The sequence below is a fragment of the Sphingobium sp. AP49 genome (genome assembly GCF_000281715.2).
Lineage (GTDB): Bacteria > Pseudomonadota > Alphaproteobacteria > Sphingomonadales > Sphingomonadaceae > Sphingobium.
Genome location: NZ_CP124576.1, coordinates 1270383 through 1286816, shown reverse-complemented (window position 1 = coordinate 1286816; position 16434 = coordinate 1270383). Strand labels below are relative to the sequence as shown.

Below are 16434 nucleotides of genomic sequence, written 5' to 3'. Positions count from 1 at the left end.
GGATTGCCGGTCCCTTTTCAACCCCGCCTGCGCCAACGGCGGAACAGGGATAAGCCCAGCACGCCGCCGCCGACCATAGCCGCGATCGCACCGCCAGCCGAAGCCAAGGCCCAGGCCCCGGCGGCCAGCAGGCCCGTCAGGAAGTCGACGATGATGAGAGTGAGGTGGATCATGCAGGAAGGAAGACGGCGCTAGGCGCCAAGTTCCTTCGCCTCCTGATATTTCAGTTCCAGGAAGCGGTTCTGGGTCGCCAGCTTGTCGAGGTCGCCGCTCGCCAGTTGCTCGCTCATCCGGCCGATCTCGGCATCGATCACCGACAGGCCCTCGATCAGCTGCTTTTCGGGCACGCGGCCATTGCGCTCCTCGCGGCGTAGCGGCGCAGGGATCGACTGATAGCCTGTCACCAGTTCGGGCAAATGATCGGCCAGCAGCTTGCGGATTTCGTGCGCGGCCGGATCCTGTTCGCCCAGCCGTTCGAGCTGGGGCGTCAATGTCTCCAGCTTGACGCCGATGCTGTCGACCAAAGTCACGGCCGGCGCGGGCAGCGCCTTGCGCTGATTCTCCAGCCAGATTTCGGTCTTGAGCGGCAGGGCGGTCAGCGCCGTGCCGGCCAGCGCTTCGGTCCGCACGCTTTCTCCGGTCGGCAGCAGCGCGATCAGCACGATGGCGGCGATCATGACGCCAAGCGCGATCATCACGCCGTTGATGCCCAGTGGCAGCACGAAGCCGGCGACCATGCTGGCCAGCAGGATGGCGACGATCGCCCAGAAGGCATATTTTACCTTGCGCAGCAGCCCGGCATTGCGCCGCTTGCGCGCGCGCGCGGTCAGGCTCTGGCCCCGCGCGCTATGTCGGCGCAGCGTGGGTTCCACGCGATCCCGGATGTAGCGATCGATATCGCTGGACATGATTGCCTTATCCCTCGATCGCGCTCAGCAGCGGGTTTTCCGCCCGCGCTTCCTTGGCGGCCTGGGCCTGCCCTTCGGACCGGGCGATATAGCCCTTGGACTTTTCCACCTCGCTCGACAGCACGGTGACTGTCGTCTTCATGTTTTCGAGCGCCTTGAGCTTGAACGTGTCGATATTGTCCATCGTGTCATAGATATTCTGGAAGGCGCGCTGCAGCGTCTCGATTGGGATCGTGCTGCTGGCCGCCTGCTCGTGAATCTGCGCGGTCTGGCTCTTGAGCAGCTCGCCGGTCGAATCGATGATATTGGCCGTCGTGGTGTTGAGCGCGGTGATCTGTTCCAGCACCAGCCGCTGGCCGACCAGCGCCTGCGCCACGGTCACGGCGGTGCGCAGCGCGGCGACGGTGGTGGTGCTGGCGCGGTCGACGCCCTTCACCAGCTCGACATTATTCTTCTTCACCAGGTCCAGCGCCAGATAGCCCTGCACCGTGACCGCCATCTGGGTCAGCAGATCCTGGGTGCGCTGGCGGATGTAGAAAAGCGCGCTCTCGCGGATCGCCTTGGCCTTTGTCGGATCGGTCGAATCCAGCTCCAGCGCCTTGGACTCGAGGCGTGCGTCCATGGTCTTACTGATGTGGATCATCTGTTCCAGCTTGCCCATGGTGGCCCACATATTCTGGCGTTCCACGTCGATCGCGGCATTGTCCTTGATCAGCACGTCCTTGCCGCTGGCGAGGCTGCCGAGGATCGAGTTGATATGCGTCTGGCTCGACTTGTAGCTGTCGAAATAGTCGCGCATCTTGTTGCCGAACGGGATGATGCCGAACAGCTTCTTGGGCGCGGTCAGGCTGCCGCGCTTGCCCGGGTCCAGATCCTCGACCGTGCGACGCAGTTCGGCCAGGTCCGCGCCGACCTTGTTGTCGCTGTCCATCGCGCGCACCGGTCGATCGAGGAAGCGGTTGCTGTGCCCGGCGGCCTCGGCAATTTCCTTGCGACCCATATTGGTCAACTGGTCGACGCGCTGGCCGAAGGCGGGCGAATTGGCATCCTGCGCGACCAGATCGTCGATGAAGGCGTCGACCTTCTCATCCAGCTTGGATCGCTTCTCGTCGTCGATCGGCACCAGCCCCGCCGCCTTTTCGGGCGCGACCACCGGCACCGGGTCGGGCGGCGTCAGGTTCAGCGTATCAGCGGTCGCGGTCGGCGCGGTCGAAGCCATGTCATCTCCCAGGGGCCAATATCGGCCTTGCTGTCATATGTGCATAAAACAGTAAGGCCGCAAGTCTGTGCCGCTAGGATATAGGCCCGGCAGCCATGCCATTGCAATCGGGGGCTGGCCGGCTAGCATGGCGGTCAAGAACAGGGGAGCATGGATGACGCAAGAGGCTGGGCGCACGGACGAGGCGCTGATCGCGGCGGTGGGGGCCGATCCCCGCTATATCGAATTGGTGGCGCGCCGGGCGCGGCTGGGATGGTGGCTGTCGGCGATCATCTTCGCTGCCTTCGTCGGCTATCTGACGCTGATCGCCTTCGACAAGGCGCTGCTGGGCATGCCGATCGGCGATGGCGTCACCTCGATCGGCATTCCGATCGGCCTGGGCCTCATTCTGCTCGCGATCGCGCTGACCGGCCTTTATGTCGCCTATGCCAACCGTCATCATGATGCGCAGATGGCCGCGATCCTCAAGGATCATGGCGCATGAGGGCGCGGCTTGCCGGCGCGCTCGCCCCCGTCCTTGTATTGATGCCCGCCCCCGCCTTCGCCGCCGCGCTGGAGGGGGAGGCGCAGCGTCAGCCGATCAACTGGGTGGCGATCGCGATGTTCGTCGCCTTTGTCGGCCTGACCCTGTGGATAACCAAGGCGGCGGCCGCGCGCACCCGCACCGCGTCGGACTTCTACACGGCGGGCGGCGGCATCAGCGGCTTCCAGAACGGCCTTGCCATGGCGGGCGATTATATGTCCGCCGCCTCCTTCCTCGGCATATCAGCGCAGATCTTCACCGACGGCTATGATGGCCTCATCTACTCCACCGGCTTCCTGGTCGGCTGGCCGATCCTGCTGTTCCTGATGGCGGAGCGGTTGCGCAACCTTGGTCGCTTCACCTTCGCCGACGTCGCTTCCTACCGGTTCGCCCAGCCGCCGGTGCGCAGCTTCGCGGCGGTCTCCACCCTGCTGGTCGTCAGCTTCTACCTGATCGCCCAGATGGTGGGCGCGGGGCAGCTCATCAAATTGCTGTTCGGCCTGCCCTATGCGGTGGCGGTGGTGATCGTCGGCGCGCTGATGATGCTCTATGTGCTGTTCGGCGGCATGCGCGCGACCACCTGGGTCCAGATCATCAAGGCGGTGCTGCTGCTCGGCGGCGCCAGCTTCATGGCGCTGATGGTGCTGGCCCAGTTCGGCTTCTCGCTCGAAGCGCTGTTCGCTCGCGCGGTCGCGGTGAAGAGCGCAGCCGCGCAGGCCGCCGGCGCCACCCCGGCCGACGCCGCGGCGAAGGGCCGGGCGATCATGGCGCCGGGCGGCTTCATCAAGGATCCGGTTTCGGCCATCTCCTTCGGCCTCGCGCTGATGCTGGGCACGGCCGGCCTGCCGCACATATTGATGCGCTTCTTCACCGTCCCCGATGCCAAGGAAGCGCGCAAGTCGGTGCTGTGGGCAACCGGCTGGATCGGCTATTTCTATATCCTGACCTTCATCATCGGCTTTGGCGCGATCATCCTGGTCGGCACCGATGCCGGATACAAGATGGCCGACGGCACGCTGCGCGGCGGCGGCAATATGGCGGCGATCCATCTCGCCCATGCGGTCGGCGGCAACGCCTTCCTGGGCTTCATCTCGGCCGTGGCCTTCGCGACGATCCTGGCGGTGGTGGCAGGGCTCACCTTGTCGGCCGCCTCGGCGGTCAGCCATGACCTCTACGCCACGGTGCTGAAACAGGGCCGGGCCAATTCGGCCGACGAACTGCGCGTCTCGCGGATCACCACCCTGGCTCTGGGCGCGCTGGCGGTGCTGCTGGGGCTGGTGTTCGAGAAGCAGAATGTCGCCTTCATGGTCAGCCTCGCCTTCGCGCTGGCGGCTTCGGGCAATTTCCCGGTGCTGATCCTGTCGCTGCTGTGGAGCGGCTGCACCACGCGCGGCGCGGCCTGGGGCGGCACGATCGGGCTGCTGACGGCCTTTGTCCTCACCCTGCTGTCGCCGGCGGTGTGGACCACGACCTTCGGCCTTGGCCCGGCGCCTTTCCCCTATAGCTCGGCGGCGATTTTCTCGGTCCCGGCCGGCTTCATCGCCATCTGGCTGATCTCCCGGCTCGACCGCTCGCCCCGCGCGGCGGTGGACAAGGCGGGCTATCCGGCGCAGCGGGTGCGGGCGGAAACCGGCATCGGGGCCTTCGCCGCCAGCGATCATTGACCCTTCTCTTCCCGCGCCGCGTTCGGCGTGGGAAGAGAAACGTGCGACCGGCCAGGCCCCACCTCCTATCCCAGCGGCCGCCGCGCGCGCAGCGCCTGGGCCAGCGTCCCCTCGTCCAGATAGTCGAGTTCGCCGCCCACCGGCACGCCATGGGCCAATTGGGTGAGGCGGATGGGAAAGCGCTCCAGCCGCTCGGCCAGATAATGAGCAGTGGTCTGCCCCTCCAGCGTGGCGTTCATCGCCAGCACCACCTCGTCGATGCCGCCCGCCTCGACCCGCGCGACCAGCGCGTCGATGCTCAGATCCTCCGGCCGCACCCCCTCCAGCGCGGAGAGGCGCCCGCCCAGCACATGGAACCGGCCGGGAAAGAGGCGCGACTTGTCCAGCGCCCACAGGTCCGCGACATCCTCCACCACGCACAGCCCCCGCGCGTCACGGCGCGGATCGGCACAGATGCCGCAGGGATCGACCGTATCGACATTGCCGCAGACCTGGCAGGTGACCAGTCGCTCATTGACCGCCGTCAGCGCGCGCAGCAGCGGCTCCAGCGCGCCCTCGCGCTTCTTGAGCAGATGCAGCACCGCGCGGCGTGCCGAACGGGGGCCAAGGCCGGGCAGTCGCGACAGCGCCTGGGTCAGCGTCTCGATTTCTGGGGATGCCATGGAACCGAGATAAGGGCTTGCAAGTCGTCCCGACAAGAGGTTTGAGAGCGATCTTGGAAATAGGCCCCAGGCAGATTTCAAATGCGGTGCCAGCCCGCTCCTCCACCCGGCCACCCAACGGCAGTATCTTGAGGGTGGCCGGGTGGGGGAGCGGGCCGGTGCGGGAAGCGGAAAAACTATGCGTATCATCTATATGGGCACCCCCGATTTCGCCGTTCCAGCGCTCGATGCGCTGGTGAAGGCCGGGCATGACATCGTCGCCGTTTATAGCCAGCCGCCCCGGCCGGCCGGCCGGGGCAAGGCGCTGCGCCCCTCCCCGGTCCAGGCCCGCGCCGAACAACTGGGGATCGCGGTGCGCACGCCCGTCTCGCTCAAGGACGAGACGCTGCAGGCCGCCTTCGCCGCGCTTGATGCCGATGTCGCGGTGGTCGCCGCCTATGGCCTGATCCTGCCGCCCGCGATCCTGGCGATGCCGCGCCATGGCTGCCTCAACATCCACGGTTCGCTACTGCCGCGCTGGCGCGGCGCGGCGCCGGTGCAGCGCGCCATCCTGTCCGGCGACAATGTCACCGGCGTCACCATCATGGACATGGAGGCCGGGCTCGACACCGGGCCGATGCGCGCCAAGCATGTTACCCCGGTCGAGGACAAGACGGCCGGCGAATTGACCGAGGAACTGGCGCAGGCCGGCGCCGATCTGATGGTCGATGTGCTGGACGATCTTGCCGGCCATCCGCCGGTGGTCCAGCCCGAGGAGGGCGTCACCTATGCCGCCAAGATCGACAAGGCGGAGGCACGGATCGATTTCAGCCGCGACGCGCATCAGGTCGAACGTCAGGTCCGCGCCTTCAACCCCTTCCCCGGCGCCTTCTTCGAATATGGCGACGAACGCTTCCGTATCCTTGCCGCCACGGTCGAGGATCATGCCGGGCCGGCGGGCGAACTGCTCGACCACAGCCTGCTGATCGGCTGCGGCCATGGCGCCATCCGGCCGACCCTGATTCAGCGCGCGGGCAAGGCGGCGATGTCGGCGGGCGAATTGCTGCGCGGTTTCGACATGCCCACCGGCAGCCGGGTCGACGCCTGACCCGATGGCCCGTTTCGCCTTCACCGTCGAATTTGACGGCCGTCCGTTCATGGGCTGGCAGCGTCAGGCCCATGGCCCCAGCGTCCAGCAGGCGATCGAGGATGCGATCCATGCCGTCACCGGCGAGCGCGCGATCCTGCATGCCGCCGGCCGCACCGATGCCGGCGTCCATGGCCTGGCCATGCGGGCCCATGCCGATGTCGAAAAGCCGCTGACGCCCTTCCGCCTGATGGAGGCGATCAATGCCAAGTTGCGGCCGCACCCCGTCGCGATCCTCGCCTGCGAGGAAGTCGCGCCGGACTGGCATGCCCGCTTCAGCTGCCTCGGCCGCGCCTATATCTACCGCATCGCCAACCGCCGTGCGCCGCTGACGCTGGAATCGGGGCTCGCCTGGCGCGTGATCCAGCCGCTCGATGCCGATGCGATGCACGACGCCGCGCAGATCCTGGTCGGCCATCATGACTTCACCACCTTCCGCTCGGTCCATTGCCAGGCGGCCAGCCCCCTGAAGTCGCTGGCGATGCTGGATGTCGTGCGCGAGGGCGATCGCATCGCCATCCGGGCGGAGGCGCGGTCCTTTCTCCATCATCAGGTCCGCTCGATGGTCGGCTGTCTCGCCATGGTCGGCATGGGCCGGTGGAACGCCGATGACCTGCGCGATGCGCTGGAGGCGCGCGATCGCGCCCGGCTGGGCCTTAACGCACCGCCCGACGGCCTCTATTTCGTGCGTGCCGATTACAACAGTGCGGTGGTCACCAGCTGATTCTTGCCGGAGCGCTTGGCTGCCAGCATCGCTTCATCCGCGCGCGCGACGATCAGGTCCAGTTCGGTCTCGTCGTCGGGGATCAAGGTCACCAGACCAAAGCTGCCGCTGACGCCCCACTCACCGTTCAGCCCTTCAAGACCGATGCGCAACGCTTCGCCCAGCGCCTGCCCCGCCTGCGTGCCCATATTGGCGGACAGCATGACGAATTCGTCGCCGCCCATGCGTGCTGCCACATCCTGCGGCCGCATCGTCACCTCGATCAAACGGGCAACATCGTGCAGGCAGCGATCGCCGGCGCTATGCCCGCGGCTATCATTAAGCTGCTTGAACCCGTCGAGGTCGAGATAGATCAGGCTGATGACCTGGTTCGCGTCGGCGGCCTGTTGCAGCAATTGCCGCGCCCGCACGACAAAGCCGCGCCGATTGAGCAACCGGGTCAGCGGATCGTGGATGGCATCGAAATGGGCCTGCCGCATCTCTGACAGATCCTCGACCACCGCGACATAGAATTCCGGACAGTCCTGATCATCGCGGACCAGAGCCACGGTCAGATTGACCCAGATGATCGTGCCGTCCGCGCGAATATAGCGCTTCTCAAGCGTGTAGCGCGATGTCTCGCCACGGTTTAACTGCTCCAGCAGCAGGATGTCTGCACCCAGATCGTCGGGATGGGTAATCTGCTGGAAGCCGAGACGGATCAGCATTGCGGCAGAATAGCCGGTAATTTCCTCAAAACGCGGATTAACCGTTAGAAACGCGCCATCGAGCGCGACATGGGCAATGCCCACCGGCGCATGCAGAAAGGTCGCCTGGAACCGCCGTTCGGCCAGGGCTAGCGTCGCCTGGACCGCTTGGGCATCGGCACTCAGCGCGCGGGCGACGTCGGTCAGGCGATGGATTCGGTCGTCCGCAAAGTCGGAAAGCGCGTCATCATGCGCACGCGCGAAGGAGTGGGCTAACTGGCTGGGCACGAGGTTGGCGACTGCTCTTCTTTACTGGAGAGATCACCCCTGCACCCTTTGGGTAAAAAGTCTCTTTACGATAAGGATATTTCCCGATCACAGACGGGTACGGAACGGTGTGAAGTTCGTCTCTGCATCATAGACGTCCAACCCCTCGCGCCGCTTGAGGCTGTTCACCACGACATAGGTCACCGGGGTCAGCGCGGCTTCCCACCCAACCTTCATCGCCCAATTGGTGACCATCACGGTCAACACCTGTGCCGTCGTCCAGTCACCATAGAAAGCCAGCGGATAAAAGAGCAGGCTGTCCACCCCTTGGCCCACCACCGTGGACCCGATGGTACGGGTCCAGAGATATTTGCCCTGTGTCAGCATCTTCATCTTCGCCATCACGAAACTGTTGGCCAACTCGCCCGCCCAGAAAGCCGCAAGCGATGCGAAGACAATGCGCCATGTACTGCCAAAGACGGCCTCATAGGCCTTCTGATCCGGCCAGCCCTCGGCTGGTGGCAACGCCACCACGACCCAGCTCATCAACGCCATGAACAGCATCGCGCCAAAACCCGCCCAGACGCAGCGCCGTGCCCGGGCGAAGCCATAAACCTCGGTCAGCACATCCCCGATCACATAGCCTAGCGGAAAGAAGAGAATGCCGGCCCCGAAAGTGACGCCCCCCAGCGAAGACAGCTTTGCCGCGCCGATCAGGTTCGATAACAATAATATGGCGACGAACGCGGCCATGAAGAAATCATAATAGCGCAATGGCCGCGCGCCCAGCGCAGTCGCGTCAATTTTCTGAATGCCGGCTTCGCTCATGCCCCGTGCATATCCGGCCGACCAGCGATTGCAATGGTGGCGAAACGTTGCACGGCGCGCCAAGCCCCGCTATCGCACCCGCGCACGGCCCCGTAGCTCAGTTGGATAGAGCATTCGCCTTCTAAGCGAATGGTCGCAGGTTCGAATCCTGCCGGGGTCGCCAGCTTGCCAGCTTTGCCTCATGCGCAATGCCGGCGCACAGCGCGTCCCGGGCAGCCGCACGACGCAGCAGCCGGAAATTGCCATAGCGGGCATCCTCGAAAAATCCCTGCTCCAGCGCTGCTTCGAACGACAATTTCTCGGGCGGCGACGGATTTTTGAGCGCCGGAAAAAATGCGCGAAAAAAGGCCGGGCTGGCAGCCCTGACATCGACGACAACCCATTGCGCGCGCCGCATCATATCCAGGCAGCTATCGGCATATTGGTCCGGCGGGGAATATTCGGGAAGAAGAACGTCGAACCGTGCGGGATGACGACGATGGGACACATAGGCCAGCATCGGATCATAGGGATAGAAGAAGACGCTGTCTGTCGCCGGCAACTGCGTCAGCCGCACCAGCAGTTCATGCGTGCCATCCGCCCGCGCGATCGCGAGCCGTCCTGCGTGACTGTCCACGCGCGGTGCCGAAGCGATATTCCTGGCGGACAAAAACCACGGCCATAGCGTAACCAGCAGCGCCACACCGACACACAGCGTGAGCACCGGCACCGTCCGTCCTGCTGGCACGGCATCATCAATCAACCCAGCCAGCAGCGGCAAGGCCAGCGCCGCGCAGAAGGCGATGTGCACAGCATCGGGCCGGGGGAAGCATCCCCAGAGACCCGCAGCTGCAAACAACAAGGCCGTCGACCACTCCGGGCGACGCAGCAGGGCTAGGCCATGACGATGGATAGCCAGCGCCAGAAGGGCGGCGATCGCGGGGAAAAGCGCGACCAGCAGATATTGTTGCGGACTGGAGAAAGCGCCGAAGGGGACGGCCTGAATATTGGAATAATGACGCACAGGGTAAAGCAGGACCTGATCGAAAGCCTGCGCCAGCGTCCCTTGCCACCACAAAAAGGCCAGGGTGGCAATCAGCAGCAGCATGCCGCCAAGACAATAGGCAAGAAATGCCTTGAAGGAGCGCCGCAGCAATATCGCGACCAGCCCGGCCAGCACCACCATGCCGCCCCTGTGGGTCGTGATCAGGGTTGCCGCGCTCACCGCCATCCCTGCCAGAAATGGTCGCCCCTTCCCCCCTGCCGGCAACAGCAAGGCCCACAGGGCAATCATGGAAAACAGGCTCGTGAACCAGTGGTGGTTAACCTGCGTCCAGTCGCCTTGAGAGGCTGCAACCCACGCAAGCGCGAGCAGCAACGACAATCCGGATCGTCCGGTCATGGCGCGGCAGCAGGCGTAACTAAGCCATGCGGTCATTGCGACCGTGCCCATTACCAGCAGCCGGGCTGCCAGCAGCGACGAACCGAACATCCCCGTCCAACCGTACAGGATCAGGAATCCCAGCGGCGGATGAAATTCAAAGAAATCCCGATACAGGATCTGACCATCCATCATGCGATCGACCGCATGAAGCCATATGCCTTCGTCGCCTATCCCCCATACAGACTGCATGAACGGCGCGCACAGCAGCCCAGCACCCAGCACAACCAACAGCCCCGACAACCATTTGGCCTGGCCAAGAGACAGGCGCGCGCGATCACCATGCGACGACGGCTCTGGCTTTTCGGACAATGGCGTCATGAATTGGCCCCTGCGCTGACAGTCTATATATTTGGCGTCAGGGCAATAAATTCATGAAAACCCGGTCAAAGCCCCCAGGCCCATTTGCCATAATCTGCAAATGGGGCAAGCCATTGCTAGCGGCTTGCGCGCAACAGCAGATCGTCGACAATCGTCATCGTGAAGATCGGATCCGCATCGCGCGGCACTTCTGCGATCGCATCGACGAAGGCGGCGCGGGTCTCGGGCTCGTCATAGACCATCTTCTGGTCAAAGGCCGCGCGCCATGTGGTCTCATCGGGCCATTCGGCATAACCGACGAACCGTCCGTCCGCATCCCGATGCAGGCGGGAACCATAACTGCCATATTTTTCGCGGATCAGGTCGGTACCGCGACGCCAGGCGGCGCGGAACTGCTCTTCCTTGCCGGGGTGGACACGCCACCAATAGACCGCGACGAACATCGGCCTCTCCTCTCGCGGAGACAATGGCCAGACGGCGGCAAGGGTTCCGGGGCAAGCACCGCGACGGCGCCTGCCCCGGGGAAGAGGGCATGCAATCAGAGGATGGTCTGGCCGGTCTTCGCCCAGTCCGCCATGAAGCCGGCAATGCCCTTGTCAGTCAGCACATGGTTGAACAGCGCCTTGATGACGGCCGGCGGCGCGGTCATGACGTCGGCGCCGATCTTCGCGCTGTCGAGCACATGGATCGGGTGACGGACCGATGCGACCAGGATTTCGGTGTCGAAGGCATAGTTGTCGTAGATCAGGCGGATGTCCTCGATCAACTGCATGCCGTCGAAGCCATTGTCGTCATGGCGGCCGACGAAGGGCGAGATGAAGCTGGCGCCAGCCTTGGCCGCGAGCAGCGCCTGGTTGGCCGAGAAGCAGAGAGTGACATTCACCAACACGCCATCGTCGGTCAGCGCCTTGCAGGTCTTCAGGCCGTCGATGGTCAAAGGCACCTTGATGCAGACGTTCGGCGCAATCTTCCGCAGGACCGCCGCTTCCTTCATCATCGTCTCATGATCGAGTGCGACGACTTCGGCCGACACCGGACCATCGACAACACCACAGATTTCCTCGATCACTTCCAGGAACTTGCGGCCCGACTTGTGGATCAGCGACGGGTTGGTGGTGACGCCGTCCAGCAGGCCGGTGGCGGCCAGGTCACGGATTTCGGCAATGTCGGCGGTGTCGACGAAGAATTTCATGGGGATGCTCCGGGGCAGGATTCGCGAATCGGCTCCCTTTAGCGGCTGCACCCTGACTTGGCCATCAGGGCCACCGCCGATTGCTCCGGCGCCCGTCGGGGTTTACGCCCAATCGTTGATCGAGGAGCCGCCATGATTTTTGCACGCCATCCTTACCGCTTTGCAATCATGGCGCTTTCGCTGGCATCGGTCTCGCCGGCGCTGGCCGCGACCAGCGAGACCCAGGGCTGGATCAACGAAAGCGCCGTCGCCAAGGTCGACGACAATGACAGCGTCACGATCGACCTCAGCCAGCGACTGCGCCCCGAGGGCGATCAGTTCCTCCACCGGATCACGCTCGATCACGCCATTGCCAGGGGCATCCAGTTGGGCGGCGGCTTCGCCTATATCGACAGCGACAGCCAGAAGGAAATGCGCTTCCACCAGCAACTGACGCTGAGCCACGGCATATTGCAGAGCCGCACCCGAGTGGAACAGCGCTTCATCGATTCGAGCAGCGATCCCAGTTGGCGTCTACGCGAACGGGTGCAGGCCACGCTGCCGCTGGACAAGGCGCATGGCTGGTCGCTGGTCGGATCGGCCGAATTCTTCTTCGACCTGCACAAGCCCAAGGCGGTCGAGGACACCGAACTGGTGTCTTCCCGGTTGCTGATCGGCGTGCATTATGCGCTGGCGAAAAATCTGGACGCGCAGGTCGGCTACACCCTGCAGCAGACTTTCCACGACGACAAACCCGACGAGATGGCCCATATCCCCTGGATCACGCTGAACTGGAAAATCTGAGGGATTGCCACCCGCGCCCGGTGCGGTAGGGACTAGGCCGATGAGTTCGCGCGCCCGTGTCCTTTTGCTCAATGCCGCCCTTGGCCCTCTCGACTATCGCATCCCCCATGGGATGCTGGCGAAGCCCGGCAGCATCGTGATCGCGCCGCTCGGCCCGCGCCAGTTGGTCGGCGTGGTGTGGGACGAAGCCTCCTTCCCCGATGTCGAGACGGTCGGCGACAACCGACTGCGCAACCTGCTGGAGGTGCTCGACGCCCCGCCCCTGCCCGCCACGCTGCGCCGGCTGATCGAATGGACCGCCGACTATTATCTCGCCCCACCGGCCGCCGTACTGCGCATGGCGCTGGCGTCGATGTCCGCGCTGGAGGGCACCCGCACCGTTATCGAATATCGTGCCACCGGCCAGTTGCCTGACCGCATGACCGAGCAGCGCACCCAGGCGATGGAGCGGATCGGCGACCGGCAGGGACTGGTGCGCGAACTGGCGATGATCGGCGGGGTCAGCGACACGGTGATCCGGGGCCTCGTGAAGGCAGGTGCGTTCGAGCCGGTCGAGGTCAGCGTCGACACCCCCTTCCCCGAACCAGACCCGAACCATGCACCACCGGCCCTGTCCGACAAGCAGATGGAAGCGGCGACCGAAATGGCGGACGCGGTGCGCGCTCACGCCTTTGCGCCGTTCCTGCTCGACGGCGTCACCGGATCAGGCAAGACGGAGGTGTATTTCGAGGCGATCGCCGCCGCCATCCGTGCAGGCAAGCAGACCTTGGTGCTGCTCCCCGAAATCGCCCTGACCGAACCTTTTCTCGAACGGTTTGAAAAGCGCTTCGGCACGGTACCGATCAACTGGCATAGCGGCCTGCGCCAGAGCGAGCGGCGCCGCGCCTGGCGCGCGATCGCGGCGGGCGAGGCCCGCGTCGTCGTCGGCGCCCGCTCCGCTTTGTTCCTGCCCTACCCCAATCTCGGCCTCATCGTCGTCGACGAGGCGCATGAGGCGAGCTTCAAGCAGGAGGACGGGGTCCATTATCATGCCCGCGACGTCGCGGTAATGCGCGGCCTGGTGGAGGAATTTCCGGTCGTGCTGGCGTCGGCCACGCCCGCGATCGAGACCCGGCACCAGGTCGACCTGGGCCGTTATCGCGAGATCAAGCTGCCCGCCCGCTTCGGCGGCGCGCAGATGCCCGATATCGAAGGAATCAACCTGCTCACAGATCCACCCGAGCGCGGCCGCTGGATCGCGCCGCCGCTGGCCGTGGCGATGGGCGAGGTGCTGGCCAAGGGCGAGCAGAGCCTGCTCTTCCTCAACCGGCGCGGCTATGCGCCGCTGACGCTGTGCCGCCATTGCGGCTATCGCTTCCAATGCCCCAATTGCACCAGCTGGATGGTCGAGCACCGGCTGACCAAGCGGCTTGCCTGCCATCATTGCGGCCATGTCATCTCCGCACCGCGCTTCTGCCCCGAGTGCAAGGAAGAGGACAGCCTGGTCGCCTGCGGCCCCGGCGTCGAGCGCATCGCCGACGAGGTGAAAGCCCTGTGGCCACAGGCGCGGGTCGCCATCGCCACGTCGGACACGCTGCACTCGCCGGCCCGCGCCGCCGATTTCGTGAAATCGGTGGAGGCTGGCGACATCGACATCATCGTCGGCACCCAGCTCATCACCAAGGGCTATCATTTCCCCAACCTGACGCTGGTCGGCGTGATCGACGCGGACCTAGGGCTGGAGGGCGGCGACCTGCGCGCGGCCGAGCGGACATTCCAGCAGATCATGCAGGTTGCCGGGCGCGCCGGACGCGGTGAAAAGCCGGGCCATGTCTTCATCCAGACCCGCATGCCCGAAGCCGAGGTCATCCAGGCGCTGATCGCCGGCGACAGCGAACGCTTCTATCTGATCGAGACCGAAAACCGCCGCCGCGCCAACGCCCCGCCCTTCGGCCGCTTCGCCGCGATCATCATCTCCAGCGAGGACAGCGACGAGGCGGCACAGACCGCGCGGCTGATCGGCAAGTCGGCGCCGCAGGTGGAGGGGATGCGCGTCTATGGCCCCGCCCCAGCCCCCCTTTCCGTGCTGCGCGGCCGGCATCGCCATCGCCTGCTGATCCATGCCACGCGCCAGGTCGACATCCAGTCGGTGATCCGCGAATGGCTGGGCAATCTGGTGTGGAAATCGACCACCCGCGTCGCCGTGGACGTCGACCCCTACAGCTTCATGTGATGGCCGCGCCGATTGACAGCCCCTGTCGAAACCTCTGCTCGCTCGACGCAGAGCGCAAGGGCTGCACCGGCTGCGGCCGTACCCTCGACGAAATCGTCCACTGGCGCAGCTTGACCGACACCCAGCGCGCCGCCGTCATGGCGCGGGTGAAGGATTTCGAGCCAATTCGCCGTTAAAGCGGCATGGCGTCGCTCGGCGCGACGATGATGACGACGCGGCGATTTTCCTGTCGCCCCACTTCCGTGTCATTGCTCGCCACCGGCACCCGCTCGCCCATGCCCACCGGGCGCAAAGCGGCCGGTGCCATGCCGCCGGCTGCCAGCGCATCGGCGACAGCCTGCGCCCGCTTCTGCGACAATTGCTCATTATAAGCGCTAGCGCCGGTATTGTCGGTATGACCTTCCACCTTGGCTCCATGCACATCGACAGCCACCAGCGCGCTGGAAATGCGGCTAATCACATCGCGCTGCGCAGAAATCAGCACGCTCTGGTCCGTGGCAAAGAGCAGTCGATCGGCCATGCCGAATTCCCAATTGGTTCCAACCTGTTGGAAACCATTGGCACGCAACACCGCCTTTTGCGGTTCGGTGAAGCCGTCGCTCGGCTGCACCGTCTGACATGCCGCCAACAGCAGCACTGCCAGGATGGATAAGAGCTTTTGCATGCTATCCCTCATATTCCACTGCTCCCGTTGCGGCGTGCCTTCGCCGCATACATCGCCGCGTCGGCATGGCGCAGCAACGCCCGCGCATCGACGCTATCCTCCGGATAGAGCGCGCTGCCGATACTCAGAGACGAGCCGATGCTCGCACCACTCGGCAACATGATCGGCTGGGTCATGCTGGCGGCGATCTGGGCCGACAATCGGTCCCCTTCCGCCCGCGTCACCTCTGGCGCCAGGATCAGCGCGAACTCATCCCCCCCAAGGCGGAAGGCCATGTCCCCACTCCGCAGGGCCGTACGCAACCGTGCGGCAATCACCACCAGCATGACGTCGCCGGCATCATGGCCATAGGTATCGTTGACCTGCTTGAACCGATTGACGTCGACATAGATCACGGCAAACGCGGCGTCGGCCTCATCCGCCCGCTGCATCGTCGCGGCCAGTTCGCGCTCGAACATCGCGCGATTGCCGAGGCCGGTCAGCGGATCGCGGGTCGCCTGCCGTTCCAATATGCGGTTCTCGTTGATGATACCGGCATGCCATTCGTCCAGTTCGTCCAGCAGCGCATTGAAGTCGCGGGCGAACTGGTCAACTTCATGAATGTCGGCCGATGGCACGCGGCGATCAAACTGCCGATCGGTTCGCACGGCATGCGCCACTTCCGCGATACGAGCCAGCGGGTTAGTCACGTCGCGCTGCAATCTTCGCGCCAACATCTGGGTCGCAATCACGGTCAGCCCAAGGCACGCCAGCGCGGTCATAATTCCAGCCAAGACATAACGCCCCAGACCACCGGCATCACCAAATACCCAGACTTCGGCAACCACATGTCGGCCGTGATGTACGGGCGCGCGAACCGGATTGGGCCAGAACAGCCGGTCCAACACCCCGGCAAAGCCACCGATCATGCCGCTGTCCGGACGGTTCCAGGCCGCTATCAGCCGCCCCTTGGGATCATGCACCTCGACCGACCGCACATTTTCCGATGCGGCAACCATGGCGATCCCTTCCCGCGCGGCGTCGACATCGTCGAAGACCAACGCCGGCTCGATCGTATAGCTGACCGTCTGGGCGATCAGGGTCAGATTGCGGGCGGCATAGCCCCGGATGACCGTGACGCCGGTCAACGTCAACGTCATGCCGGCCATCAATACCGCGAACAAGATCAGGCGCATATGCACGCGCGCCAAGATTTGGCGCAGCGTCGGCGTGGCGGGAGCTTGTGGCGCGACCAT

General features: G+C 64.7%; 19 protein-coding genes and 1 tRNA gene. 10 read left to right on the top strand and 10 right to left on the bottom strand.

Annotated features, from left to right (window positions below; genetic code table 11):
* Nucleotides 1–17: 17 nt before the first annotated feature.
* From PMI04_RS06260 to PMI04_RS06250, 3 genes are read right to left on the bottom strand one after another with little or no spacing between them, the layout of a single operon-like run.
* Entirely contained in the window at nt 18–173 is a 156-nt protein-coding gene (locus PMI04_RS06260; RefSeq protein ID WP_162832695.1) for a hypothetical protein, read from the bottom strand.
* Between the two features lie 18 nt (nt 174–191).
* On the bottom strand, nt 192–908 hold the full coding sequence (locus PMI04_RS06255) for a hypothetical protein (protein ID WP_007709648.1): 717 nt from the start codon (nt 906–908) through the stop codon (nt 192–194).
* Nucleotides 909–915: 7 nt separating this feature from the next.
* Complete coding sequence (locus tag PMI04_RS06250) at nt 916–2127, bottom strand: toxic anion resistance protein (protein ID WP_007709646.1); 1212 nt, start codon at nt 2125–2127, stop codon at nt 916–918.
* Between the two features lie 154 nt (nt 2128–2281).
* Here PMI04_RS06250 and PMI04_RS06245 point away from each other — a divergent pair, with 154 nt between their 5' ends.
* Both PMI04_RS06245 and PMI04_RS06240 read left to right on the top strand, forming a co-directional pair.
* Nucleotides 2282–2611, top strand: coding sequence for a DUF485 domain-containing protein (locus tag PMI04_RS06245; protein WP_007709643.1), 330 nt, complete (start codon nt 2282–2284; stop codon nt 2609–2611).
* Nucleotides 2608–4314 (top strand): cation acetate symporter, encoded by a 1707-nt coding sequence (locus tag PMI04_RS06240; protein WP_007709641.1) that lies wholly within the window; start codon nt 2608–2610, stop codon nt 4312–4314. Before PMI04_RS06245 ends, PMI04_RS06240 begins: the two co-directional genes overlap by 4 nt.
* Nucleotides 4315–4379: 65 nt before the next feature.
* On the opposite strand, the gene recR is transcribed toward PMI04_RS06240, so the two are convergent.
* The gene (recR, locus tag PMI04_RS06235; RefSeq protein ID WP_007709640.1) at nt 4380–4976 is read right to left on the bottom strand and encodes a recombination mediator RecR; all 597 of its coding nucleotides are present in this window, start codon (nt 4974–4976) and stop codon (nt 4380–4382) included.
* Nucleotides 4977–5154: 178 nt separating this feature from the next.
* On the opposite strand from recR, the gene fmt reads away from it, so the two are divergent.
* A complete protein-coding gene (fmt, locus tag PMI04_RS06230) occupies nt 5155–6063 on the top strand; it encodes a methionyl-tRNA formyltransferase (protein ID WP_007709638.1) in 909 nt (302 codons plus the stop codon).
* 4 nt (nt 6064–6067) lie between these two features.
* A complete protein-coding gene (gene truA / locus PMI04_RS06225) occupies nt 6068–6826 on the top strand; it encodes a tRNA pseudouridine(38-40) synthase TruA (RefSeq protein ID WP_007709636.1) in 759 nt (252 codons plus the stop codon).
* On the opposite strand, the gene PMI04_RS06220 is transcribed toward truA, so the two are convergent.
* Nucleotides 6799–7800, bottom strand: a complete 1002-nt coding sequence (locus PMI04_RS06220) for a GGDEF domain-containing protein (protein ID WP_007709634.1) — start codon at nt 7798–7800, stop codon at nt 6799–6801. The two genes, truA and PMI04_RS06220, sit on opposite strands and share 28 nt — an antisense overlap.
* Before the next feature lie 87 nt (nt 7801–7887).
* Entirely contained in the window at nt 7888–8607 is a 720-nt protein-coding gene (locus tag PMI04_RS06215; RefSeq protein ID WP_007709631.1) for a queuosine precursor transporter, read from the bottom strand.
* A gap of 86 nt (nt 8608–8693) precedes the next feature.
* On the opposite strand from PMI04_RS06215, the gene PMI04_RS06210 reads away from it, so the two are divergent.
* The 3 genes from PMI04_RS06210 (at nt 8694) to PMI04_RS06200 (ending at nt 10405) form a co-directional block, all read left to right on the top strand.
* Nucleotides 8694–8770: transfer RNA gene (locus PMI04_RS06210), tRNA-Arg, on the top strand.
* Nucleotides 8771–8788: 18 nt separating this feature from the next.
* Nucleotides 8789–9271, top strand: a complete 483-nt coding sequence (locus PMI04_RS06205) for a hypothetical protein (protein ID WP_238535914.1) — start codon at nt 8789–8791, stop codon at nt 9269–9271.
* Nucleotides 9272–9487: 216 nt separating this feature from the next.
* The gene (locus PMI04_RS06200; RefSeq protein WP_238535913.1) at nt 9488–10405 is read left to right on the top strand and encodes a hypothetical protein; all 918 of its coding nucleotides are present in this window, start codon (nt 9488–9490) and stop codon (nt 10403–10405) included.
* A gap of 59 nt (nt 10406–10464) precedes the next feature.
* Here PMI04_RS06200 and PMI04_RS06195 read toward each other — a convergent pair whose 3' ends face one another.
* Both PMI04_RS06195 and fsa read right to left on the bottom strand, forming a co-directional pair.
* On the bottom strand, nt 10465–10791 hold the full coding sequence (locus PMI04_RS06195) for an antibiotic biosynthesis monooxygenase (RefSeq protein WP_007709630.1): 327 nt from the start codon (nt 10789–10791) through the stop codon (nt 10465–10467).
* Nucleotides 10792–10886: 95 nt separating this feature from the next.
* Nucleotides 10887–11540: a fructose-6-phosphate aldolase gene (gene fsa, locus PMI04_RS06190; protein ID WP_007709628.1), complete on the bottom strand. Its 654-nt coding sequence runs from the start codon at nt 11538–11540 to the stop codon at nt 10887–10889.
* Between the two features lie 132 nt (nt 11541–11672).
* Here fsa and PMI04_RS06185 point away from each other — a divergent pair, with 132 nt between their 5' ends.
* From PMI04_RS06185 to PMI04_RS06175, 3 genes are read left to right on the top strand one after another with little or no spacing between them, the layout of a single operon-like run.
* Nucleotides 11673–12323, top strand: a complete 651-nt coding sequence (locus PMI04_RS06185) for a DUF2490 domain-containing protein (RefSeq protein WP_007709625.1) — start codon at nt 11673–11675, stop codon at nt 12321–12323.
* Nucleotides 12324–12363: 40 nt separating this feature from the next.
* Nucleotides 12364–14535, top strand: coding sequence for a primosomal protein N' (locus tag PMI04_RS06180; RefSeq protein WP_007709623.1), 2172 nt, complete (start codon nt 12364–12366; stop codon nt 14533–14535).
* A complete protein-coding gene (locus PMI04_RS06175) occupies nt 14535–14711 on the top strand; it encodes a DUF1289 domain-containing protein (protein ID WP_007709621.1) in 177 nt (58 codons plus the stop codon). The genes PMI04_RS06180 and PMI04_RS06175 overlap by 1 nt, the downstream gene beginning before the upstream one ends.
* Here PMI04_RS06175 and PMI04_RS06170 read toward each other — a convergent pair.
* A complete protein-coding gene (locus PMI04_RS06170) occupies nt 14708–15199 on the bottom strand; it encodes an OmpA family protein (RefSeq protein WP_007709619.1) in 492 nt (163 codons plus the stop codon). The two genes, PMI04_RS06175 and PMI04_RS06170, sit on opposite strands and share 4 nt — an antisense overlap.
* 8 nt (nt 15200–15207) lie before the next feature.
* Complete coding sequence (locus PMI04_RS06165; RefSeq protein ID WP_007709617.1) at nt 15208–16434, bottom strand: diguanylate cyclase; 1227 nt, start codon at nt 16432–16434, stop codon at nt 15208–15210.